This window comes from Rhodococcus sp. AH-ZY2, from assembly GCF_030916465.1.
GTDB classification, from domain to species: Bacteria; Actinomycetota; Actinomycetes; order Mycobacteriales; family Mycobacteriaceae; genus Rhodococcus; species Rhodococcus ruber.
The window spans coordinates 1,221,415-1,244,619 of record NZ_CP126458.1; the positions used below are offsets into that span (position 1 = coordinate 1,221,415).

General features: G+C 70.7%; 19 protein-coding genes. 11 read left to right on the forward strand and 8 right to left on the reverse strand.

Annotated elements, in window-relative coordinates; translation table 11 throughout:
* Window positions 1-23 precede the first annotated feature (23 nt).
* From QNA09_RS06715 to QNA09_RS06735, 5 genes are all read left to right on the forward strand, one after another.
* Window positions 24-1,076, forward strand: a complete 1,053-nt coding sequence (locus tag QNA09_RS06715) for a zinc-dependent alcohol dehydrogenase family protein (protein ID WP_017680486.1) — start codon at window positions 24-26, stop codon at window positions 1,074-1,076.
* A complete protein-coding gene (locus tag QNA09_RS06720; RefSeq protein ID WP_308072330.1) occupies window positions 1,076-1,642 on the forward strand; it encodes a hypothetical protein in 567 nt (188 codons plus the stop codon). Before QNA09_RS06715 ends, QNA09_RS06720 begins: the two co-directional genes overlap by 1 nt.
* A 225-nt stretch (window positions 1,643-1,867) precedes the next feature.
* Window positions 1,868-4,027 (forward strand): hypothetical protein, encoded by a 2,160-nt coding sequence (locus QNA09_RS06725; RefSeq protein WP_162919288.1) that lies wholly within the window; start codon window positions 1,868-1,870, stop codon window positions 4,025-4,027.
* 170 nt (window positions 4,028-4,197) lie between these two features.
* The gene (locus QNA09_RS06730; protein ID WP_119699580.1) at window positions 4,198-7,020 is read left to right on the forward strand and encodes a PD-(D/E)XK nuclease family protein; all 2,823 of its coding nucleotides are present in this window, start codon (window positions 4,198-4,200) and stop codon (window positions 7,018-7,020) included.
* The gene (locus tag QNA09_RS06735) at window positions 7,017-10,223 is read left to right on the forward strand and encodes an exodeoxyribonuclease V subunit beta (protein WP_119699581.1); all 3,207 of its coding nucleotides are present in this window, start codon (window positions 7,017-7,019) and stop codon (window positions 10,221-10,223) included. Before QNA09_RS06730 ends, QNA09_RS06735 begins: the two co-directional genes overlap by 4 nt.
* A 16-nt stretch (window positions 10,224-10,239) precedes the next feature.
* Here QNA09_RS06735 and QNA09_RS06740 read toward each other — a convergent pair whose 3' ends face one another.
* Window positions 10,240-11,460 carry a patatin-like phospholipase family protein gene (locus QNA09_RS06740; protein ID WP_119699582.1) on the reverse strand — a complete coding sequence of 407 codons (1,221 nt, stop codon included), beginning with the start codon at window positions 11,458-11,460 and terminating at the stop codon, window positions 10,240-10,242.
* A gap of 86 nt (window positions 11,461-11,546) precedes the next feature.
* Window positions 11,547-12,614 (reverse strand): TIGR03842 family LLM class F420-dependent oxidoreductase, encoded by a 1,068-nt coding sequence (locus tag QNA09_RS06745; protein WP_010592326.1) that lies wholly within the window; start codon window positions 12,612-12,614, stop codon window positions 11,547-11,549.
* A gap of 175 nt (window positions 12,615-12,789) precedes the next feature.
* Between QNA09_RS06745 and QNA09_RS06750 the strand changes: the two genes are divergently transcribed.
* On the forward strand, window positions 12,790-13,458 hold the full coding sequence (locus QNA09_RS06750; RefSeq protein WP_010592325.1) for an HAD family phosphatase: 669 nt from the start codon (window positions 12,790-12,792) through the stop codon (window positions 13,456-13,458).
* Between the two features lie 44 nt (window positions 13,459-13,502).
* Here the strand turns inward: QNA09_RS06750 and QNA09_RS06755 are convergent, their stop codons facing one another.
* On the reverse strand, window positions 13,503-14,483 hold the full coding sequence (locus QNA09_RS06755; RefSeq protein WP_048773054.1) for a hypothetical protein: 981 nt from the start codon (window positions 14,481-14,483) through the stop codon (window positions 13,503-13,505).
* A gap of 154 nt (window positions 14,484-14,637) precedes the next feature.
* Window positions 14,638-16,173 carry a hypothetical protein gene (locus QNA09_RS06760; protein WP_119699583.1) on the reverse strand — a complete coding sequence of 512 codons (1,536 nt, stop codon included), beginning with the start codon at window positions 16,171-16,173 and terminating at the stop codon, window positions 14,638-14,640.
* Between the two features lie 76 nt (window positions 16,174-16,249).
* Here QNA09_RS06760 and QNA09_RS06765 point away from each other — a divergent pair, with 76 nt between their 5' ends.
* Complete coding sequence (locus QNA09_RS06765) at window positions 16,250-16,516, forward strand: hypothetical protein (RefSeq protein ID WP_010592321.1); 267 nt, start codon at window positions 16,250-16,252, stop codon at window positions 16,514-16,516.
* A gap of 27 nt (window positions 16,517-16,543) precedes the next feature.
* Here QNA09_RS06765 and QNA09_RS06770 read toward each other — a convergent pair whose 3' ends face one another.
* The gene (locus QNA09_RS06770) at window positions 16,544-16,702 is read right to left on the reverse strand and encodes a hypothetical protein (RefSeq protein WP_003936233.1); all 159 of its coding nucleotides are present in this window, start codon (window positions 16,700-16,702) and stop codon (window positions 16,544-16,546) included.
* 143 nt (window positions 16,703-16,845) lie between these two features.
* On the opposite strand from QNA09_RS06770, the gene QNA09_RS06775 reads away from it, so the two are divergent.
* Both QNA09_RS06775 and QNA09_RS06780 read left to right on the forward strand, forming a co-directional pair.
* Window positions 16,846-17,646 (forward strand): DUF429 domain-containing protein, encoded by an 801-nt coding sequence (locus QNA09_RS06775; protein ID WP_248957506.1) that lies wholly within the window; start codon window positions 16,846-16,848, stop codon window positions 17,644-17,646.
* 55 nt (window positions 17,647-17,701) lie between these two features.
* The gene (locus QNA09_RS06780; RefSeq protein WP_248957507.1) at window positions 17,702-18,619 is read left to right on the forward strand and encodes a pseudouridine-5'-phosphate glycosidase; all 918 of its coding nucleotides are present in this window, start codon (window positions 17,702-17,704) and stop codon (window positions 18,617-18,619) included.
* Between the two features lie 68 nt (window positions 18,620-18,687).
* Here the strand turns inward: QNA09_RS06780 and QNA09_RS06785 are convergent, their stop codons facing one another.
* Window positions 18,688-19,104, reverse strand: coding sequence for a CoA-binding protein (locus QNA09_RS06785; RefSeq protein WP_010592318.1), 417 nt, complete (start codon window positions 19,102-19,104; stop codon window positions 18,688-18,690).
* 201 nt (window positions 19,105-19,305) lie between these two features.
* Here QNA09_RS06785 and QNA09_RS06790 point away from each other — a divergent pair, with 201 nt between their 5' ends.
* Window positions 19,306-20,097, forward strand: coding sequence for a hypothetical protein (locus QNA09_RS06790; RefSeq protein WP_010592317.1), 792 nt, complete (start codon window positions 19,306-19,308; stop codon window positions 20,095-20,097).
* A gap of 132 nt (window positions 20,098-20,229) precedes the next feature.
* Window positions 20,230-21,150: a phosphodiesterase gene (locus tag QNA09_RS06795; protein ID WP_010592316.1), complete on the forward strand. Its 921-nt coding sequence runs from the start codon at window positions 20,230-20,232 to the stop codon at window positions 21,148-21,150.
* Here the strand turns inward: QNA09_RS06795 and QNA09_RS06800 are convergent.
* Window positions 21,134-22,117 (reverse strand): dioxygenase, encoded by a 984-nt coding sequence (locus tag QNA09_RS06800; RefSeq protein ID WP_374121869.1) that lies wholly within the window; start codon window positions 22,115-22,117, stop codon window positions 21,134-21,136. The genes QNA09_RS06795 and QNA09_RS06800 overlap by 17 nt on opposite strands.
* On the reverse strand, window positions 22,114-23,202 hold the full coding sequence (locus QNA09_RS06805) for a maleylacetate reductase (protein ID WP_210062683.1): 1,089 nt from the start codon (window positions 23,200-23,202) through the stop codon (window positions 22,114-22,116). The genes QNA09_RS06800 and QNA09_RS06805 overlap by 4 nt, the downstream gene beginning before the upstream one ends.
* Window positions 23,203-23,205 lie beyond the last annotated feature (3 nt).

Below are 23,205 nucleotides of genomic sequence, written 5' to 3' on the forward strand. Positions count from 1 at the left end.
CGATCGGCGAAAGGGCCGAACCAATGAAGGCACTGGTGTTCCACGGTCCGGGCAAACGCTCCTGGGAGGACGTCCCCGACCCCCGAATCACGGACCCCACCGACGCGATCGTCCGCGTCGACGCGGTCACCATCTGCGGCACCGACCTGCACATCCTCGGCGGCGACGTCCCTGAGGTCACCGACGGGCGCATCCTCGGGCACGAGGCCGTCGGCACCGTCGTCGAGGTCGGGCCGAGCGTGCAGAACCTCGCACCCGGCGACCGAGTCCTCGTCTCGTGCATCACCTCGTGCGGCCGCTGCCGCTTCTGCCGCGAGGGTCGCTACGGCCAGTGCCTCGGCGGCGGTGGCTGGATCCTCGGCCACCTCATCGACGGCACCCAGGCCGAACTCGTGCGAGTTCCGTTCGCGGACAACTCCACCCACCGCGTGCCCGAGGGGGTGAGTGACGAGCAGATGCTCATGCTCGCGGACATCCTGCCCACCTCCTACGAGGTCGGCGTGCTCAACGGATGCGTGCGCCCCGCCGACGTCGTCGTGATCGTCGGTGCCGGCCCCATCGGTCTCGCCGCGATTCTCGCCACCCGGCTGCTGAGCCCGAGCCACGTCGTCGCGGTCGACCTCGCCGACAGTCGGCTCGAGGCGGCCCGGGAACTCGGCGCGGACCTGGTACTCAACCCCGGCCGCGACGACGTCGCCGCCGTCGTCCGCGACCTGACCGACGGTCTCGGCGCGGACGTCACCATGGAGGCCGTCGGCGTGCCCGCGACGTTCGAACAGGCCGTCGAGCTGGTGCGACCGGGCGGCCACGTCGCCAACATCGGCGTCCACGGTGCGCCGGCCACGCTGCACCTCGAGAGCATCTGGATCAAGGACCTCACCATCACCACCGGGCTCGTCGACACGCACTCGACCCCGACGCTGATCGGCCTGGTCCGCAGCGGCAAGCTCGACACCTCGCCGATGATCACCCACCGGTTCTCCCTCGACGAGTTCGAGGAGGCCTACGACGTGTTCGGCCGGGCCGCCGAGACCGGTGCGCTCAAGGTGCTGCTGACGGCGAAGCCGGGAGACTGATGGGGCGGCTGCGCTCGCTGTCCGAGTCGGTGGGCGGTGCCCTGCTCATCGCGTTCCACCTGCTCACCACCCGGATCCTGCGGCGGTGGCGCACCACCTGGGGCGCCCCCGCCGGGGAACTGGCCGCGCAGTATCCGGGCGACGACCTGGTCCCCGCCCCGGACTGGGGCTTCACCCGCGCTGTCACGGTCGACGCGCCGCCGGAGCGGGTGTGGCCGTGGATCGTGCAGATCGGTCAGGGCCGCGGCGGCTTCTACAGCTACGAGGGCCTCGAGAACCTCATCGGCTGCCGCATCACCAATGCCACCGCGATCCGCCCCGACCTGCAGCACCTCGCCGTCGGCGACCCGATCCGCCAGCACCCCAAGGCCCCACCGCTCACCGTCGCGGTGCTCGAGCCGAACCGCGATCTCGTCCTGCACGGCGCGACGGAGCAGACCGGCGACGCATTCCTGTGGTCGTTCCACCTGCGTCCGGCCCCGGCGGGGGCACCCGCCTCCTCGAACACGGCCGGGGACGCTACGGTTCGTCGCTCGGGAGCCGGCTCGCGTTCGGCCCGACGCTGATGGAACCGATCACGTTCGTCATGGGGCGGAAGATGCTGCATACGATCGCATCCCACGTGGAGTGAGGACGCAGGTTTCGGTTCACGCACTTCGGGAACTCTGTGCTGCATGCCGCACAGCGAACCAGGACCCAGAACGCACCTGTGTCTGTTGACCCCATGGAGGCAGGCTCTGGCTTGCTATGGGCCCGACGACGACGCGGACATCAGGGATCTGCACTGGGGCATGCCTGACAAGTATTCCGCTGACGACACACTCGTGGTCGTGGTATCCGCGCGGGAACTCGCAATACTCAACGTCGAGGTCCTCACGACCGGATCGGAGGACGACTTCATCGGCACGGAGACCTACGACTTTCCCTTTACAGATGGGATCTCGGTCCGGGCCCTCGAACTCCGGATGCGGGAACCGTTCCCCGCGCCTCCGGTGACCCTGGGCGACGGATATGCCCAGCGCCTGCTCGAAGCTATCGATCGAGAGCGGCACGAGCCGACACCCTGGCAGGTCACCGACACGACCGGCTGCGCGCAGGCGCCACAGCAATCCGACAGCGCCTACGGCCACCCCGGCGAATGCCTGTGCTGCGGTGAAATGGCTGGCGACACCAGTGGCGGGAGCGGACCCGATGGTTTCGAACTCCACTGGTACGACCCCGGTCGGGATGGCGTCGATGCCTGGACTTCTACAAGAGCCGAGCCACTCGGTCGAGCTGCGCAGGCAGCATGGGTGTGCGAAAGCTGCCACAGTACTTTGCATCAGCCGTTCGGTCCGTCCGTCGAGGATCTGATGTACTCCCGCCGCCCGCGCTGCCCGGCTTGTCGAGCCCGGCGCACAGATCTGTGTCTTTGGGGAATGCCACCGGGACCGCCGCCTCCCGGTGTGGCGGCCATGGGCTGCGTGATCCCTGTGGGCACCGGGATGCCCGAATACTCGTGCGCCCAGTGCGGGTTCCTCTGGTCCGAGGACGGCGGCCCAGTTGCCGGGGACGGTGGTCTGCTCTCGGCCCGTCGCCGACCCCGTCCCCGGGAGCGGGTCCGCGCCCGCACCCTTCCACGAGAGCCGGCGGGGGACGACGAACTCGTGATCGGCGAGTACCGCGCCGAACTCGTCGACTCCGCGTGGGGTCCGTACGTCCGGCACTCGGTCATTACTGCAGACGGAGCGCGGTCCGACGTGCAGGGCCATACCGTGCGACGAGAACCCCAGACACCTGGACCGCTGGAACCCGGTCGGCCCTCTACTCCGCTGTCCTCGGGTCCGGTGGTGTGGATGGAGACAACCGACCACGAATGGGACACCCTCGGTGAGACCATCGACGTTCCCTACTTCGAGGAGGAGGGGAAGGTGTGCGCCTCCGCAGCGCTTGCCCAGCGCATGCTGCCCGGCGACGTGGTGTTGCACTGGTGGTGCGGCGACGACGCCCCGTCCGGCATCTGGGGGTGGTCTGTGGTGGTCGACCACCCTGCCCTGTATTACACCGCGACGAATGATGACGCCGAGTCCATCACCCCGAGGCCGGAGCCCGGTGACTCCGAGGCCGAATCACTCGACATCAGTCGCAGCCGATTGTTCGTTCCGTTGTCCTGGCAAAGGGAACTTCCCGAGCCGGTGACCCTTGCCGACGTACGCCGCGCGAGCAAGACCGTCCTCGCCGTCCAAGAGTCGGAGAGCTCGGACGATTCACAAGGCCCGCTCGCTGTCCCATTCGTGAAGAACAAGAAACGCGAGATCAGGAAGCCACGTCCTTATGCGATAGCGTGGTTCCCGACTCCACTGCTGGGAGTTCTTCCCCGGTTGCCTGAGCTCGCGACTCTGACTTCGGGTGCATCGAAGGTACTCCGGAAGCGCTCCGTCGTCCGGGACTTGATCCCGCAGTATCGCGCCGCGATACAGGGTCATGCACTCGAAGCCGCGAGCCGATTCCTCGAGGCTGATGGATACCGGGTCACAGATGTCAGCGGGTTCGCGGGGCACCAACTCGAGGCGGTCAAAGGGAGTGAACGGTGGGCCGTCCATGTCGTCGGCACGGGCGACGCGGAGCCGGCTACGGTCGAACTGCGGATCTCCGACCGAACACCTTCCACCGCTTTGATCGTCGTCGACGATATCGAGATCGTGCCGGATTTCGAGGCTCTGGCGCGCGGCGACGTGGAGACTCTGTCCGAGTGGGAGGACGGAAGCACCCGACTACGTGTGCCACTCGCCGGGTCCAACGGCCGCCTGCGCGCATGGTGGCCGTGGCAACCCGGACCGGTGGACGGCACGGCGACGACATACGACGTCGGTCTCGGTGCATGCGACATCGAAATGGCCGTCCAGCAACCGGATCCGTACTCGTCTCGACCGAGCAACGGTCGCATCCCGGTCGATGGGTCGAACGTCTGAAAACCGACGGCCGTCCGCCGGAAGGAGGGAGATACCGCCCTCTCGGCATGGGGCGGTTTCCCCGACGGGACAGCCGAGGGGTAGTGGATATCCTGCCGGGTTCCATCTTCCCCAGAGTGCGTCGACCGATTCGGACGACCCGTGTCCCACGGGGCGGTCATGATGGGATCGTGATCATCGACGCGTACGACCGGCTCTCGGCCGCCGTCGCCGACGCCAAGGCGGGGCGGCCACTCGCGCCGGTGACGGTTGTCGTCCCCGGGCGCGGCGTCGGCCGCGACGTCACCGCCCATCTCGCGCGCACCGGCGGGCTCGCCAACACCCACGTGCGCACGCTGGAGCAGTTCGTCGAGCACCTGGCCCGGCCGGCACTCGCCCCACGCGCGCCGTTGCGCTATCCGCTGCTCGAGGCCGCCGTGCAGAAAGCGCTTCTGGACGATCCCGGAGTGTTCGCCGATGTCGCCGACCAGTCCGCGACCGCGGAATCGCTCGCGCACGCGTCGTGGCAGTTGTGCGCCCTCGACGTTCCGTGCCCGGAGGACGCGAACCCGCTGGTAGACGGGGTGTTCCGCATCCACCGGCGCTGCATCGCCGCCCACGCTCACCGGTTCCACGTGCAGCACGAGGCATACACGGCTGCGCGCGAGCGTCTCGGCGAGGCCGGCGCGATCGTTGTCTTCCTGCCGTGTGAGGAGGACCCGGCGGCGCGGCTGTTCCTCGAACACCTGCGGGACCGCACCGTCACCGTCGACGTCGAGGATGAAGCTGCCCCGCCCGGCACCCTGGTCGTTCATGCGTCCGACTCCGACGACGAAATCCGAGCGGTCACCCGGCTCGTCCGGCGGCATCTTTCGAACGGTGTTCCGGGGCACCGCATCGGCGTGTTCTATGCGGCCGAGGATCCGTACCTGGTCCTACTGCACGAGCATTTCGGACGGGCCGGCATCGGGTTCCACGGCCCCGAGCACCGGTCCGTCGGTGATCGGGCGGCCGCGCGCAGTCTGCTGCGGTTGCTGCAACTCGACCTCGACGCCATGCCGCGTCGAGCACTGCTCGCCATCCTCGCCGAGCAGGCCGTGTACTGGCGCGACGACAGGGGTGGCGTCCTCGGCGTCCGTCTCGCCGAACTGCTCACGTGCCATGAGATGCCGATCGTCGCCGGCGACGACTGGCACAAGCTGACCACCGTCGAATCGGCGAGCCCCCTGTTTCGGACCGCGGAGCAGTTGCGGGGGCTGATCGATGCGTTGCGCGGAGACCTCGCTGCCGTAGTTGGCGCGGACACGTGGTCAGATGTGGCGACGGGGCTCACCGGCCTGCTCGGACGCTACTTCCGACCGACCGCCGGAGACCCTGACGACCTGGCAGTCCTCCACCACATCGCAACCGGCCTGGGCGATCTCGACAGCATCGCCCCGCCGCCCTCCCCGGAACGCATCGTCGGCGCGGTCGCCGTGCGGGTGCAGGCACACCGCCGAACTGTGGGCACGGGCGGGGCGGGAGTCACGGTGGGTCCGATTCCCATCGGCAGCGGACGCAGCCTCGATGTGAGCATCGTCGTCGGCGGAGCCGAAGGACTACTGCCGTTCGTCCGCCGCGACGACCCGCTGTTGCCCGATGCGGTCACCGGGTTCGGGCAGTCCGACCGGCTCGAGGTGCAGTATCGACAGTTCCTCCGGACCGTCGCAGCGGGACGCCACCACCGCGTGCTCACCTTTCCTCGCGGCAGCCTGCGCGGCGGGGGAGAGCGGGTGCCCTCGCGCTGGGTGCTGCCTACCCTGGACGCCCTCACGGGTATCCGGGTCGGCACCACGAGCTGGGCGAAGGACACGGACAGGTGTGACCACGTCGTGATCGTGCCGTCGTTCGACGCCGCGACACAGAACTCCGACCCCCGGATCGGCACCGGCGCAGCGTCGGCAACCGAATGGCGGCTGCGCGCCCTCGCCGCGGTCCCGGCATCCCGTCGCTCCGGTCTGCTCGACGACGCCGTCGTCGAGCGTGGAATGCAGATGCGCAGCGACCGGCTGTGGGGCAGGTTCACTCGGTTCAACGGCAACCTGGCGTCCGCTGCCGACCTTCTCGGCGTGTTCGACGAGCCGATCGCGCCGACCAGCCTGGAGGCGTGGGTGACGAGCCCGTACGTGTTCTTCATCCGGAAGATCCTGCACGCCGAACATCTCGAAGATCCGGACGAGGTGATCGGAATCGACCCGCTCACCCGCGGCAGCCTCATCCACGAGATCCTGAACAGATATGTGGCCGAGCGTATCTCGGGATCCGACGGCGGACGCACGCGGTTGCGCGAGATCGCGGAGCATGAGCTGTGCAAGGCCCGTGCCGCCGCACCCGGCTGGCTGCCGCAGTTGTGGGAACGCGACAGCGCGGCCATCCGGCACGATTTGGAATCGTGGCACGACCACGACGCCGAGGACCGAGCCGACGGTTGGGCGCCCATCGGCACGGAGATCGAGTTCGGCGGAGCGGACCGACCTGTCGAGTTCGACATCGGTGCCGCAACGCTGATGTTCAGAGGGACGGTGGACCGCATCGACCGGCACCGGCAGGGGCGCCTTCGGGTCACCGACTACAAGACCGGCGGCACGGGCGACTACGAGTCCCTGACGGCTGACGCCCCCACCGCCGGGCGCACCCGCTACCAGCTTCCGGTCTACGGCGTGTTTGCGCGGGCGACGGCCGACGTCGACGACCCGGTCGAGGTCCGCTACTGGTTCATCACCGAGCGCTACCGTTTCGCGGCTATCGGCTACACGATGACCGGCGACGTGTTCGCTACGGTGCGAGACGACCTCGCATTCGTGCACCGTGCGATTTCGGCCGGTCAGTTCCCACCCCGTCCCGGCAAGCGGTACTGCTACACAACGAATGTGATCGGACGGCTCGGTATGCAGCGTTGGTGGCAAGTTCTGCGTGACGACCCGCAGCTCGCGGAGTTCGCCGCCGTCCACGCCGACGAGAGCGAGGCAATGTGACGGCAGTAGGCGAGGACCTTCGTGACCGATGCGAGCGCGAACGCATCGAGAACGACACCGAAGCGAATCTCTTTGTCGAGGCGGGTGCCGGGAGCGGCAAGACGTACGCCCTCGTCGGACGCATCTGTCACCTCGTCCTGCACGACGGGGCCGAACTCGACCGCATCGCCGCGATCACTTTCACGGAAAAGGCCGCTGCCGAGCTGCGGGAGCGCGTGCGGGCGCGCCTGGCGGAGAGTCCCGAATCGGAGCGGCAGAAGGCGGCGCTCGCTCAGGTCGACACCGCTGCGATCGGCACCCTGCATTCGTTCGCGGCACGCCTCGTCGCGGAGCATCCGCTCGACGCGGGCGTGCCCCTGCGCGTCCGGGTCGTCGACGCGATGGGCTCCCACCTGGCGTTCGAGCGACGGTGGCAACGCATCCGCGCCGCGCTGTTCCCGATACAGGAGAATCAGGTGGGGCAGGCCACCCGAGTCCTCGTCGCCGCCGACGTCACGTTCGACCGGTTCCGCGACCTCGCAGACCGCCTCGACCGGCACTGGGACCGGCTCACGCCCGTCGACCCGCCCGTCGCGTTGCCGGTCCCCGATATCGACTTGATCCTGCGACGCGCCGACGTGCTCCTCGACGCCCTCGCCGACTGCACCGACCGCACCGACAGGTTCGCCGCACAACTCGACAAGGTCCGCGAGTGGCGGTCGTGTCTCGCCGCGGCTCGCGACGACGAGTGGGCGGCCGTAGCGGCCGGATGCCCCGGGGTCGGGACCGGCGGGGCGGGAAAGAACTGGCTGGGGGGCACGAACCGGGTCCGGGAACTCAGGGAGGAACTGAAGCAGCTGGGTACGGTCGCACGTGAGGAGTGCGAGCGCTTCCACGCGGCCGCCCTCGAGATCGTCGGCGGCGAGATCATCCGCATCGTCCTCGACGAGGCCCGTGCTCGTCGCCGCAGCGGTGAGCTCGAGTTCCACGATCTGCTGATCCATGCGCGGGACATTCTCGAGGATCCAGGCGTGCGGGCGGCGCTGCACGAGAACTACCAGCGGATCCTGCTCGACGAGTTCCAGGACACCGATCCACTGCAACTCGACATCGCCCGGCGCATCGTCGCCGGCCCCGACCGAACGGGCCGGCTGTTCACCGTCGGGGATCCCAAGCAGTCCATCTATCGCTTCCGGCGCGCCGATATCGCCACCTATATGGCCGCCCGCGACGAGGCCGACCAGGTGGTGTCACTGACCACCAACTTCCGCTCCACCCGCCCGGTCCTCGACTGGGTCAACGACGTCTTCGGACGCCTGATCGTGTCGGACGGACACCTCCAGCCCGGGTACACCCCGCTCGACCCGGCGCCGGGTCGAGCGGAGTGGGACACCTCACAGGGCCCCTTGCCGTTCGTGTTTGCGACCGAAGACCTCGACGAGAAACCGACCGCCGATACAGTACGCGGGGCCGAGGCCCGCGATGTCGCCCGCGTCGTCGCCACCGCTCTCAGGCGCGGCTGGTGCAAGGAGACCGGCCGCGACGGCGACTATTGTCACGAGCCGGTCCGGGAGAGCGACATCTGCGTCCTCATCCCGGCCCGAACCTGTCTGCCGTTCCTGGAAGACGCGCTCGACCGCGCAGGGATCGAGTTCCGCGCCGAGGCGTCCTCACTGGTGTACTCGACCCAGGATGTCCACGACCTGCTGCTCACCGCCCGCGCGCTTACCCATACCGCGGACGAGGCCGTACTCGTGGCCACACTGCGTACTCCGCTGTTCGGTTGCGGCGACGACGACCTGTTGCGCTGGAAGAAGGCCGGCGGTCAGTGGTACCTCGGCGCGGAACCACCGCTGGGGCAGGAGGACTCGCCGGTCGCCGAGGCGCTGAGGTATCTGCGGACGGTGCGCCGGGATCTGTCCCACACCGATCCGGGAAGCCTGCTCGCCCGCCTCGCCGACGAGCGGCGTGTGTTCGAGGTCTCCATGGGTTCGCCGCGGCACCGGGATGTGTGGCGGCGGCTGCGCTTCGTCATCGACCAGGCCTACGCCTGGTACGACGCCGAGCGCGGTGACCTGCGCGGCTACTTGGCGTGGGCTGCAACGCAACAGGAGGAGGACGCTCGCGTCACCGAAGCGGTCCTGCCGGAGGTCGGGGTCAACGCCGTACGCATCATGACCATGCACGCCGCCAAGGGGCTGCAGTTCCCGATGGTCGTCGTGGCAGGGATGAGCAGCGGATTCCGCGCGGTCGACGAGGCCGCCCTGTGGGACGAGCACGGTCGTGTGCGCCTGCGGCTTTCCAAGGCAGTTTGCGCGCCCGGCTACCAGGAGCTGGCCGACGTCGAACGCCGGCACATCCGCGCCGAGCGCATCCGGTTGCTGTACGTCGCATGCACTCGCGCCGAGAGCCTGCTCGCCGTCTCCGGATACCGGTCTGCCCGGGACGGCTGGGGCGCTCTGCTCGCCGCTGGGATCGAGGGACACCCCGATCGGACACCCGAGCTGATCGAGCCCGTCGCCGAACAGCACGACGGCGCCACCGCAGCCGACCACGGTGTCAGCTGGCAGCAGTGGGAGGACGAGAGCGACCAGGTGGAGGCGACGTCGGGGCTACCGGCATCCGTCTCCGCCACTCGCCTCGCGCACGACCCACCCGAGCCGGTCGCCACGCTCGCCGCCGCCTGTCGTGCCCTGGTCCCACCGCCCGTCGGCCCGGAGGTCGTCCCACCGGCCACCGGAGTGCTCGAGAGCGGCACGGATCTCGGCATCGCTCTGCATGCCGCGCTCGAATCCGTCGACCTGCGTGCCCCGACGGACGAATCGGATGCGAGTGCCGCCGCGGTTGCGGTGGCAACCGGCGTGCGGGACCTGGACCGGTTCGTTGCCCTCGTTCGGGCGGCCCTGACCTGTGCGCCTGTGCGACGAGCCGCCACCCGCGAACACTGGCGCGAACTGCCGCTCGCGGGCGTGCCAGCCGATTCGGACACCGTCGTCGAAGGCATCGCGGACCTCGTCTATCGCGAGGACGACGGAACTCTGGTGATCGTCGACTACAAGACCGACGTTGCCGTGACGCATGAGACGCTCGAAGCGTACTGGACCCAGCTCACCCTGTACGCGGAGCTGCTTACCCGAGCCGCTGGGGAACGGGTGGGCGCACTGCAACTGGTGTTCGTGCGGGCGGGAGAGGCGTATGTGCTCGACCGCCGATTCGGCGCTTGAAGACGTAGGGTCCCACCTACGACGACGTCCGAGGTGCTTGTTCGCGGGATGCCAACCGGTGCAACGCCGCGAGTCCGAGTTCGGCTGCGGCGGAGGTGAAGTCCGGGTCGAAGAGCAGGAAGCTCAGCAGGTCGCCGTGGTCCTCGCGGGTCCCTCCCACGAGGCGGCCCAGCACCGACAGCCAGGGGTGGCGCAGGCCGCCCACCCCCGCGCCCTTCTCGCTGTAGATGTCGTAGGCGAGCCGGCCGAGGTCGTATGCCTGCTCGAGCGACGGGCCCGCGAACCGCACCTCGATCTCCCGATCCGAGGTCACGTCCGCGCTGTCCACTCCGGCTGCGCGGATGCTCATCAGCCGGTCGTTGCGGACCTCGAGCTGGTGCAGGTCTTCGATCATGCGGTCCGAGAGGACGGCGCGCAGGACGAGTGCGGCGGCACCGAACACGTCGGGTGGCTCGTCGTCGCCGGGCGCGAGATCGGCGGCAGGCTGTTCGATCCAGTGCCGCGGCTGGGTCGCGACGACTCCGAGGGTGTCCGCGCCGAGGGCGAGGGCCGGCTTCAGCGGGGTGTTGAGCTGCAGACCACCGTCGACGTACCAGCCCGCCCACGCCGCCGGTTCGGTGACCCGGACGGGCCGGAACAGCACCGGCACCGCCGCCGAGGCCAGTACGTGCTCGACGGACAGTTCCGTCTCGACGTAGGTGATGTTGCGTTGTTCGTCGTAGTCGGGCAGCGGCACCGACGGGTGTTTCTCGACGAAGACCACGGTGCCGCGGGTGGCGACGGAGGTCGCCGTCACCGCGACCGCCCCGATGGCCCCGCTGCGGATGTTGGCGTGCAGGTCCTCCCAGCAGATGAGAGATGTCAGCAGGTCGCGCATGCGCTCGGTGTCGAGAAGGCTCGGCAGCGTGACGTCCAGACCGGCGGCCTGACCGAGGTAACGCAGGCCGGTGCCGACCAGCGTGCCGACGGGCCCGAAGACGTCGTCCAGTCCCACCGTCGACCACAGGCTCACGATCTTGTGGGTGGCGGACTTGTACCCGTCCCCGGCGAAGGCGGCCAATCCGACGACGTTCAGCGCGCCGGCGCTGGTTCCCACCAGAATCGGCGGGCGCTCCGACCGCGGCAGGTGGGGCAGCAGCGATGCGATCGCCCCGGCCTCGTACGCCCCCCGGGCGCCCGCGCCGGACACCACCAGCCCTACGGTTTCGCTCACGGTCGTCCCCCTCACGACGTGCATACATCGGAGAACGATACGCGCCGATGCGGCGCCGATCGCGTGATCCGCAGAAGCCGAGCGACGCTCGCAATGAGCGGACGTGCCGGCTATCCGGGCGAACGGTTCACTCGCTCGCCGGCCGGCTGGGCGGTCGTCGCGGCCGGCCGCGGCGCGAGCCCCGGGATCACGGTCTCCCCGTATGCCTCGAGGGTCGACGTCTTCGCGTCGTGCTGCAGGTACACGGCGAACTGGTCCACCCCGATCTCCTCGAGTTCCCTCAGCCGGTTCAGATGCTCCTCCGCGTCGCCGACGATGCAGAAGCGGTCGACGATCTCGTCGGCCACGAACTCCGCGTGCGGGTTCCCGGCGCGGCCGTGCTCGTTGTAGTCGTACCCGGAACGCCCGGCGACGTAGCGGGTGAGCGCCTCCGGCACGTCGCTGTCGGTGCCGTACCGCGCCACCAGGTCCGCGGCGTGATTCCCGACCATCCCACCGAACCAGCGGCACTGCTCGCGGGCATGCGTGAGGGCCGCGGCGGATCCGTCCGTCACATAGGCGGGTGCCGCCGCGCAGATCGTCACCGCCGCCGGGTCGCGACCGGCCGCCTCGGCGGCCGCGCGGACCCGCAGGATCGTCCACCTCGCGATCTCCGGATCCGCGAGTTGCAGGATGAATCCGTCGGCCACCCGGCCGATCAGATCGAGCGCCTTCGGCCCGTACCCGGCCACCCACACCTCGAGCGCCGACGTCTCTGCCCACGGGAAGCGCACTGTCACGTCCCGCACCCGGGCCTCACGGCCGTTGCCGAGCTCACGGATGACCTCGATCGCGTCGCGGAGCGTCGCCAGCGTCGCCGGCGCGCCGCCGAGGGTGCGCACCGCCGAATCGCCCCGGCCGATCCCACAGACGGTGCGGTTGCCGAACATGCCGTTGAGCGTGGCGAAGGTCGAGGCCGTGACCGTCCAGTCGCGGGTCGCCGGATTGGTCACCATCGGCCCCACCGTCACGGTGCGCGTCGCGGCGAGGATCATGCTGTGGACGACGTACGGCTCCTGCCACAGCAGGTGCGAGTCGAACGTCCACACGTGGGAGAAGCCGTGTGTCTCCGCCTGCCGGGCCAGCTCCACGACCCGCGCCGCCGGCGGGTTGCACTGGAATACCACTCCGATGTCCACGGGGCTCCTCCCGCCGCGACGTCATGTCGGATCCGATTCTGCGCGCACAACACCTCGGGTGTCCGGCACTCGGCGGGTTCGGGGATCGCGGGCCCATCTGCGGCGAGGGGCCGGTCGTGCCGCTCGTCTGCGTGTCGGTGTCCTGCCGGCGGGCGGTGTGGCCGAGACTGGTCCTGTGTCCGACAACGGTGGTGTGGAAGCGGTGGTGTTCGACCTGGACGGGGTGCTGGTCGACTCCGAACCGCTGTGGGAGCAGGTGCGTCGGCAGGTCGTGGCCGAGCACGGGGGCCGCTGGACCGACGATGCGCAGAGCCGGTTGATGGGCATGAGTACCCCGGAGTGGGCGAGGTATCTCAGTGAGGGTCTCGGTGTCGGCCTGCCACCCGACGACGTGGCGGCGCTGGTCATCGAGCGCATGGGCGCCCGCTACGCCGAGCGGTTGCCGCTGATTCCCGGTGCGGTCGAGGCGGTGCGCGCGATGGCGGCGCGGTGGCCGCTCGGGCTGGCCAGCTCGTCCCCGCAGGCGCTGATCGAGGCCGTGCTCGACGCCGCAGCGCTGGGGGATGCGTTCGCGGTGGCGCTGTCCACCGAGGGTGTGGCGCGGGGGAAGCCGGCCCCCGACATCTACCTGACGGTGGCCGAGCGACTCGGGACGAACCCGGCTCGGTGTGCGGCGGTGGAGGATTCCAGCAATGGGCTGCGGTCGGCGGCGGCGGCCGGCATGCGGGTGATCGCGATTCCCCATCCCCGGTACCCACCCGACCCGGATGCGCTCGCCCTCGCCGGGCTGGTGCTGCCCGGCTTGGACGGTCTCACCCCGGCCGCGGTGGCAGCGATGAGGTGAAAGGCGGAGGCCGGGGCCCCGCCCCGGTGCGGCCGGTCTCGCCCCTATGCCGGCGGACTCGGCGCAACGCCGACTGGCTGTACCGAAATACGTTCGGGGAAAACGGAAGTGGGCGCCGGGACCGCACAGGGCGCGAATCGCGCGGCCTGGAACAGATTGTCGGTGACGCACTCTCCGTCGACACCGCCGGGGACGGAACCGGCGACGAGACCACGGACCTCCCGGTACAGCGCGGTGGTGTGTTCGACGGCGAGTTGCACCGCGAGCTGGTGGTACGTCGTCCCGTCCTGTCCGGGGACCGGCTCACGGCCGCGGAGCGTGCCCGGATCGTCCTTGTTCAGGGTCAGGTGACACTCCTCGAACGAGGCGGGCGGGGCGGGCGGGCCCTCGCTCGGCGGGACGGACGACCCGGCCGGGGGAGCGGGCGGACCGCTCGGGCAGCCGTCGAGACCGTTGGCCGGGGTCAGCTCGAAGAACCCGGTGTGCAGGCCGGCCGGAAGAGCGGCGGGATCGCACGTCGGGAAGAGCGGAGCGAGCCCCGGGGCCCGGTTCGCGGCGACGGCCAGCTCGACCCAGTTCGAGTGGGAGTAGAAGTCGGCGAGGGCGTGCGTCAGGCCGCCGAAGGCGCTGCGGGCTCCGAAGCCGTTCACGGAGGTGCGGAACTCCGGTGGTCCGGCGGGTTGCGCGCCGGCGATCACGGCGGGCACGAAGAAGTTCCACGCGTCCCGGGCACGGTCGCAGACGTCCGCCGGCCCCGCGGCGTTGTCGAAGTGCCGGAAGGCGTCGCCCTGGAACAGGTCGCTGCCTTCGTTGCCGGTGCCGGTGAGGAGGCTTCCGGTGATCTCGGCGAGTGCCAGGTCGTCGACGCCCCCGTCGCCGGGGGCCGGCGGCAGCGCTGCCCGCAGAATCGTCCCGTGGACGTCGGGCGCGAAGGCCGGGGCGTTCGGTGGCATCGACACGGACAGGAGTGCGGCGGCGGCAACCGTCACGATCGCCGACAGACCGGGGCGGGGAAGCAGTGTCATGGGTACTCCGCAGTCGTTCGTCGTGGCAGTCGTTCGTCGTGGCGGTCGTTGGTCGTGAGCACCGCGCTGCGTCCGGCGATGCCGTTGTTCGGGACCGGTGGTGGCCTCCTCCGAATATCCCCCTCGGCGGCGATCGTCGCGGGGGAATTCGGGATCAGCGCAGCGCCTGCCCGGCCGGCACCCCGAACGGCCGCACGAGCACGGCACCCCAGTCCCGCCACGGCGGGCACGGTGGGGGAGGCCGGCCGTTCAGGAACCGGATGGCGGCGTCCTCGAAGGCCGCCGACTTGGGCAGGTACGGGTGGGCGACGCGGGCGGGACACTCGTTGCGCTCCACGTCGAGCTCCCGGCCGTCCGGCATCAGCGGCAGATCGGTGGCCGAGGGCAGGCTCGAGGCGCGCACCGCCCCAGGCAGCGGCCGAGCGAGGACGGACTCCGCGGCACCTGCCGTGCCGAGCAGGTCCCGGGCGGCCGGGGTCTCCGGATCGAAGTGGAACCGGACGAGGTCGGTGGCCGGTGCGGCGAGGCGCAGCAGGTCGGCGAAGACGCGGCCGGGGGCGTTCACGCCGGGCGGAGGGTAGCCGGTCGGGGTGCTCGGGAACGGGCCGACGAGCAGCAGGGCGTCGACGTCGGCCCGCCCGGTGACGACGGCCTCCCACACCACCCACACCGCGTGCGAATGCGCGGCCACCACCAGCGGACGAGGCAGCCCGGACGCCTGCTCGACGAACAGATCGACCTGTTCCTGGAACGGGCGCTGGGTGTCGCTCGGTCCGTAGGGGGCGCCCGTGCGGATCGGGCACGTCGCGTCCCGCTGCGGCTGCCCGTCGCCCGGCCCGGCATACGAGAAGTAGTACACCTGCTCGCAGCGGTAGCCGAGACGGTGTACGTCCGTCGCGTGGATCGCGCCCCGCCCCGACGCCGAGTTGATCCCCGACAGGATCAGCAGCGAACCCGGTTGCGGCGGGCCGGGTTCCGGCTCGTCGTACCCGCGGGTCGCGACGAACGCGATCGATGCGGCGACCAGCGCCGCGACGAACGCGCTCACGGCCGTCCCCGGCCGGCGCAGTGCCGGGCGGTGCATCGCCCGGATCGCCAGGCCCGTCGTGACGGCCGAGACCGGGACGAGCGGCACCGTCAGGACAGGGACCCGTTCGGCCACCGCACCGAGCGCCAGGACCACTGCGCAGTACGGCAGCGTCACCTCGACGCGCAGCCCCCGCCGCCGGGTCAGTGCGAGCGCCTCCCGCAGCCGTACGGTGCCCTGCCACGGAACCGGACCGAGCGTCAGCACCAGCACCCCGACCAGGGCGACGGCCGGCCAGAACAGCCGGGAGTACAGGACGGCGTAGGCGGTGGCGTCGGCGAATGCCGCCAGCAGCACCGGCCCGAACGCGACCGCGTAGAACAGGGCCGCGAACCGCAGGCGGCGGGCATCGAGACCGCCCAGCAGCCACGCCATGAGCGCGACCCGCGCCGCGGACACGGCGGCGAGCAACATCAGGAACACCGGCCACGACGGCGCCCGCGACAGCAGAAGTCGCAGGTCGGCGAACTGGTCCAGCGGGGGCAACGCCACCAGGTGGATCAGCCCCGGCCACGTCGGAACCGCGTTCGTCACCGCGAGCAGCACGACGAGCGCCGCCGCGGCCGCGAGCGGCCACCAGCGCCACCACCGTCCCTCGCGCACGCGGCCTCCCGTCGCCGACTGCCTCGAATCTAGGGGGTGCGCGGGTGCCCGGCGCCGGATTCGTCCGGGTCCCGGTGTGCCTTGCCGAGCGAGCGAGTGGCGAGGGCGCTGGGGGTGCGGCAAACGTGCCCCGGGGCCCTTCGTTCCGTTCCGTGACGGCGGCGAGGCCGGCCTGCGCGAGAAGCTGGCGCCCCTCGATGTCGAGCAGCTCGAGGACATCGTCGCCGAGCACGCGATGGACCACGACCGCCTCGCCATGCGCTGGCGCACGCCGAAGAAGCTGCAGGACAGGATCGTCGAACGGGTCAGGGCGCTCACGACGAAGGGCGACGCCTTCCGCTGACGCAACCGGACCGGGGAGCGGTCCCGGTCAGGGTGTCCGGGTCCGTCGATCCACTTCCTTCTCGACGGCGAGAGCCAGGTCGTGAACGACCCGGGAGTGCCATTGCTTGTGCGCCGCGAGGTCCGCGGCGAGCGCATGGCAGTCCGGGCATTCCTGGGCGGCGCTGTTCTGCTGGGTGTGCTCCATGGTGTTGCACCTCCTGGAAGAGATATCCGCCTCCACCGTGGCACGGATGCGGAACGTAGTCCACGGCTGTGCGCGCCTGATGATGTACCGGCGGCTTGCACTCCCTGTGGCGTGCTTGCACCCGTTGTGGCGGGACAGAGGGGATGCACGGTGCGCAGTACGGATGCAAGCTCCGGGGACGGGCAGCGGATACCGTGACGTTCGTGAAGACGGTAGGTGTCGATCTCGCGGCCGAACCGGCGAAGACGGCGGTCGCCACCCTCGCGTGGGAGCACGGCACCGCGACGGTGCAGGCGCTGCGGCTCGGCGCGACCGACCCGGAGATCGTGGCCGCGATCGTCGCAGCAGACCGCAGCGGGATCGACGCGCCCTTCGGATGGCCCGACGCGTTCGTCGAGTTCCTCGGCGCGCACCACCGCCTCGAGTACTCGCGCGAACGCGCCCTGAGCAGCCGGCCCGGACGACTCCCGCTGGTGCGACGATCGACCGACCGCGTGGTGCATGCCCGGACGGGGATCGTCCCGCTGAGCGTGTCCGCGGATCTCATCGCCCACGTGGCGCTCCGGTGTGCGGGCCTGCTCGCGGAACTCGATGCCGTCGGAGTGGAGGTCGACCGCGTCGACGGTGCGGTGGTGGAGGCGTATCCCGCTGCCGCGCTGCAGGGTTGGGGACTGCCGTTCAAGGGGTACAAGAGCGCGAAGAACCGCGAGGTGCGCGCCGCATCGGTGGCTGTGCTGGAAGGGGCCCTGCCGGGACTGACGCTCGGCGGCTTCCGGGACCTGTGCGTCGACTCCGACGACGCGTTCGATGCGGTCGTCGCCGGCCTCGTCGCCCGCGCGGCCGCCCTCGGCAGAACCGTCCGGCCCGATGCGGCGCAGCACCCCGTCGCGGTCCGGGAGGGGTGGATCCACTTGCCGGTGTGCGGAATCGGCGAACTGCTCTGAGGTGACCGGACCCTCGGCGCCCCGCCGGTACGCTGCAGGCGACGAGAGGAGCCGCATGGACCCGGTGAGCCGGATATCCGACGAGGTGCGCGCCGCCGTCGCGGCCCGCCGCCCGGTGGTGGCCCTGGAATCGACGATCTTCACCCACGGCCTGCCGCGTCCGCGCAACCTCGAGGTGGCGCTCGAGGCGGAGGCGCGGTTGCGGGCGGCGGACGTCGTCCCTGCCACCGTCGGCGTGCTCCGCGGCGTCCCCACCGTCGGGCTGTCCACCGACGAGATCACCGAACTCGCGACGGCGGAGACGGTGACGAAGCTGAGCGTGCGCGACCTGCCGATCGCCGTCGCACGACGGCTGTCCGGCGGCACCACCGTCGCGGCGACGGCCCTGCTCGCGCACCGCGCCGGTGTCGGGGTCTTCGCGACGGGTGGGCTCGGGGGCGTGCACCGCGGCGCACGGAGCACCTTCGACGAATCCGCCGACCTGGTCGCCCTGTCCACCGTGCCGATCCTCGTCGTCAGCGCCGGCGTCAAGTCGATCCTCGACATCCCGGCCACGCTGGAGCGGCTCGAGACGCTGAGCATTCCGGTCGTCGGCTACCGCACCCGGAGCTTCCCCGGCTTCTACATCCGCGACAGCGGTTGCCCGCTCGAATACTCCGTCGACTCCCCGGCCGAGGTCGCCGAGCTGGTCCGCGCCCGGGATGCACTCGGCCTGAAATCCGCTGTTCTGCTTGCGAATCCGGTCTCGGAGGACGCACAGCTCGACCCCGGACTGCATGCGCGGGTGCTGCACGAGGCGGAGGAGCGGGCCGCGGGCGCCGGGGTCGCCGGCAAGGACACGACGCCGTTCCTGCTCGACCACTTCCACCGCGCCACCGGCGGCCGCAGCCTCGACGTCAACGTCGAGGTCTACCGGGGCAACGTCGCGCTCGGCGGCGCCGTCGCGACGGCACTCGCCGGCCGTCCGACCTGACGACCGCCGCAGCGGTGCGTCCTTTGGGCGGCCAGGGCAGCCCAAAGGACGCACCGCACCTTCAAGCATCAGCCGCGCCGCTTGTTCCACTCGATCGCCGGGCACGTGTCCATGACCATCGCCACCCCGGCCTCGGTGGTGCGCGCGAACGCGTCCTCGTCGATCACCCCGAGCTGGAACCACACGCCCTTCGCGCCGATCGCGACGGCCTGGTCGGCGAACTCGCCCGCCGACTCCGAGCGGCGGAACACGTCGACGACGTCGACCGGGAACGGCACGTCCGCGAGGGATGCGTAACCCTGCTCGCCGAGCACCGTCGGCGCACTCGGATGAACGGGGACGATCCGCTTGCCGCGCTCCTGGAGCAGCCGCGCGATCCGGTACGCGGTGCGGTCCGGGTTGCCCGAGAGCCCGACCACCGCCCAGGTGGCGCAGTCGTCGAGCATCAGGCTCACAGCCTTCGGGTCCTGCCACGTGGTGCTCATGACAGCGAAATTACCCCTCGCCGGCGGAGGCTGTAGGTCGCCTCGGCACCCGGCCCGACCCGCCGGAGGCCGAGGCGGCCCGCTACCGCCGAACCCCTGCCCGTACTCTGGAGTACAGAAACTCGAGTCGTGGCGCGGGACCCCGTCGCAACACAGCTCACCGATGCGTACGGGGCGCAGCACAGGAATGGACGCAGTCGAGTGCACGACACTGCCGGTCGAGGGATCCAGGCCTTCATCTCCGAGGTCATCCAGCGCGGAGGCCGCGCCGAGAAGCTCGAGCACCTGCCGCGCAACCCGGTCCAGGTGTGGGGCGTCGACGGGAGCAGCTGCATCGTCCGTGTCCGCACCAGGATCGACGGGGACTGGCAGGCCCGCCGGCAGGACGCCCTGCCCGACACCGACGACACCGGGTCGCAGTTCTGGGTGTTCGTCGATCTGGGAAGCGACCCGGCGGAGTACTTCGTCCTGCCGTCCGACGAGGTCGCGGCGGGCATCGCCGCCGAGGTCGACATCTGGATGTCCGACGGCCCCGGCCGGACGCACACGGGAAGCCACGCCATCCCCCTCAGCAGCGTCGCCCACGGCAAGGACTGCTGGGATCTGCTCGGCCTGACACCCGCCAAGGACACCACCCGCTACACCGACGACGACGCGGCCGAGGCCGAACAGGAGCGGCTCGCCCGCAACCGCGCACGGAAGGCGAGCGCCGGCGAGGCGCGCGGGTCGGCCGAACCCGAGGTCGTCGAGGATCCGCGGCTGTCGGTGGTGGCCGACCGGGACGGCTACCGCGTCAAGGGACGGTTCGATCCCACCACCGGGACCCTCGAGATCACGGCCGGCCCGATGGAAGGCCGGCGGTTCCCCGACCCGACCACCGCCGCCGTCGCTGTTGCCAGCTACCTCAGCGGCGACACCGAGACCTGCGACGGTGGCACGTTCTGGCGGCTCGACCAGCCGGAATCGACGCCGCTGGGGACGCACCTGGCGTGACGCCACCCGAGGTTCGCGTCCCGTTCGCCGTCGCGTCGACTCCGGGGTGTCCGAGGGCAACCCGAATCCGTTCGACTATCGTCATACTCGACGTGTGCCCCTGAGCACGTCGGCGAACGGAAGCGAGAGATCATGGGCAGCCCTCGTGGGGCCGAGCGAATAGCCGAATACCCGAGGCCGTCGCACACCCTGCTGCACATCACCGACACCCACCTCGTCGGCGGCGACGAGCTGCTCTACGGAACGGTCGATGCCGACGCCCGGGTGCAGCAGATCCTCGCCGACATCCGCGCTTCCGGGGTGCAGCCCGATGCGCTCGTGTTCACCGGCGACCTCGCCGATCGCGGCCAGCCGGACGCCTATGCGAAGCTGCGCGGTCTCGTCGAACCCGTCGCGCAGGCGCTCGGCGCGCAGATCGTGTGGGCCATGGGCAACCACGACGATCGCGCCACCTTCCGGGAACTGCTGCTCGATCAGGCGCCGTCCACCGGCCCGATCGACCGCGTCTACCACGTCAACGGCTTGCGCATCATCACCCTCGACACTTCGGTGCCCGGCTTCCACCACGGCGAGGTCTCGCAGGAACAGCTGAACTGGCTGGCGCAGGAACTCGAGACGTCGGCGCCCTTCGGCACCATCCTCGCCATGCATCACCCGCCGGTGCCCAGCGTGTTCGACCAGGCCGTGCTCGTCGAACTGCGCGACCAGGCCGGCCTCGCCGAGGTGCTGCGCGACACCGACGTGCGCACCATCCTCGCCGGGCACCTGCACTACACCACGACCGCGACGTTCGCCGACATCCCCGTTTCCGTGGCCTCCTCGACGTGCTACACCCAGGACCTCAACGTTCCGGCCGGGTGCCAGCGCGGCCACGACGGTGCCCAGGGCTTCAACCTCGTGCACGTCTACCCGGACACCATCGTGCACTCGGTGGTGCCGACCGGCAGCTACGCGACCGCCGGGCGGCCGTCCACCGCGGAGGACGCCGCGCAGCGTCTCGCCGAGGCCGGGATCCGTATCCCCGAGAACCCGGACGTCACCGTCCGCGTCTAGCAGACGGATGCACCCGGGCGGCCCGCCACTCGGCGGGCGCGAGCACGATGTCGAAGTCGACGCTCGCCCAGCTGCGCCCCGCGACATCGCGTCCGTCCGGCGGTGGCTCCTGAGCCGAGTGCCGGACGAAGTCCTTGACGAGCGAGTCCTCGACACCGAACACGCTGTCGCGGTCGAGGTAGTCGCAGCCGTCGACGAAGATGTGAGTGACGAGCGTTCGAAGCCCCGGCGCGGACACCATGAAGTGCAGGTGGGACGCGCGTATCGGTGAGCGTCCGGCGGCTTCGAGCAGCCGCCCGACCGGTCCGTCGTGCGGAATCGGGTAGGGGGTGGGGGTCAGCCCCCAGAAGCTGTACCGGCCGTCGTCGCCGGTGAACAGGTGAGCGCGCGCCGCGACGCGATCGTCGCGGTACTGCACGTCGTACAGTCCGTCCTCGTCGGCCTCCCACACCTCGATGCGCGCCCCCGGTACAGGCCGGCCGGTGAGGTCGCGGACGGTGCCCTGCACTCGGCACGGTTGGCCCTTCGCGCCGAACGTCAGGTCGCCGCCGGACTCGATGCGCGGTGACCCGTCGACGAAGAACGGCCCGAACACGGTCGCCGCGGTGGCGTCGCCGATGGTCTCGTTGCCGACGGCGATGGTCTGCATCGAGACCCCGAGGACGTCCGACAGGAGGACGAACTCCTGGCGCTTGTCGTCGGTGACGTGTCCGCATTCGGTGAGGAAGGCGACCGCGGTACTCCATTCCTGTTCGGTGAGCCGAACCTCGCGCACGTACGCGTGCAGATGCCGGACGAGTGCCTGCATGAGCTGACGCAGGCGCGGCGACTCGGTGTCGTCGAACGACGCGACGACCCGGTCGACGAGATCCTGCTCGCGTCGTGCCTGTTCGGGCGATACGGAGGGCGCCGGGTCGACCGAACGGGCGGGCGGCTGGAGCGGGTGGTGATCGGATGGGATGGTCACGGAGTCCTCCGGGTCTGCCGACCCGACCACGCCGCGTAGAGCAGCTCGGCCAGGTTCTGCGGCGTGACGGGCATGGGATCGGTGTCGGGAACGGCGGCAAGGCAGCGCTGCACCGCGCCGGGCAGGTCCGCCTCGCGCATCCCCAGCTCGGCGAGGGACGCCGGGGCGTCCAGGCGCCGCCGTAGTTCGTCGAGCGCAGCGAGGGCCGCACCGGGATCCCCCGGGGTCGGGGACCCCAGCGCGACGGCGAGGCGCCGGCCGAGCGTGCCGAGCGACGCGGCGTTGAGGGCCAGCACGTGAGGCAGCACGACGGCGTGGGTCTGCGCATGCGGCAGACCGTATGCGCCACCGAGGACGTGGCAGATCTTGTGGTGCATGCCCGCGCCGGCCGACGCGAACCCCACGGCGGCGAGGTACGCGCCGTACAGGCAGCGGTCGCGGCCGTCGATTCCGTCCGGGTCCGCGACCACCTCCGGCAGGCCGGTGGCGAGAGCGCGGGCGCCCTCGAGGCAGAGCGCGGCGTTGATCGGATCGGCGCGCGGGGCCCACAGCGAGTCGACGCAGTGGGCGAGCGCGTTCAGGCCGCTGGCGACGCTCAGGTCGACCGGCAGGCCGACGGTCAGTTCGGAGTCGTAGACGACCGAGGTGGGCAGGACCGCGCCGTCGGCGCCGGTGGTCTTCACGCCGTTGTCGGTCAGCCCCCACACGTCGGTCGCTTCCGAGCCGGCGTAGGTCGTCGGCACGGCCACGATCGGCAGGGCGGTGGTCATCGCGACGGCCTTGGCCAGGCCGACGGCCGACCCGCCGCCGATACTGACGAGGGCGTCGGCCTCGGCGTCGAGTGCGGCCCGCCGTGCCCGTCGCGCCACCTCGACGGGGACGTGCGGGTGGACCTCCGACCAGTGCCGAACGACCGGCAGGTCCCCGACGACGCGGTCGGCGAGGGCGCCTTCCGCCGCCGATGCCACGAGCATGACCCGCGCGGCGCCGAGCCGGTCGATCTCGGCCGCGAGGTGACGGCGTGCACCTCCGGCTTCGAACACCACGCGCTGCGGACGGGTTTCGTGGGTGAACGACAGTCCCATCGG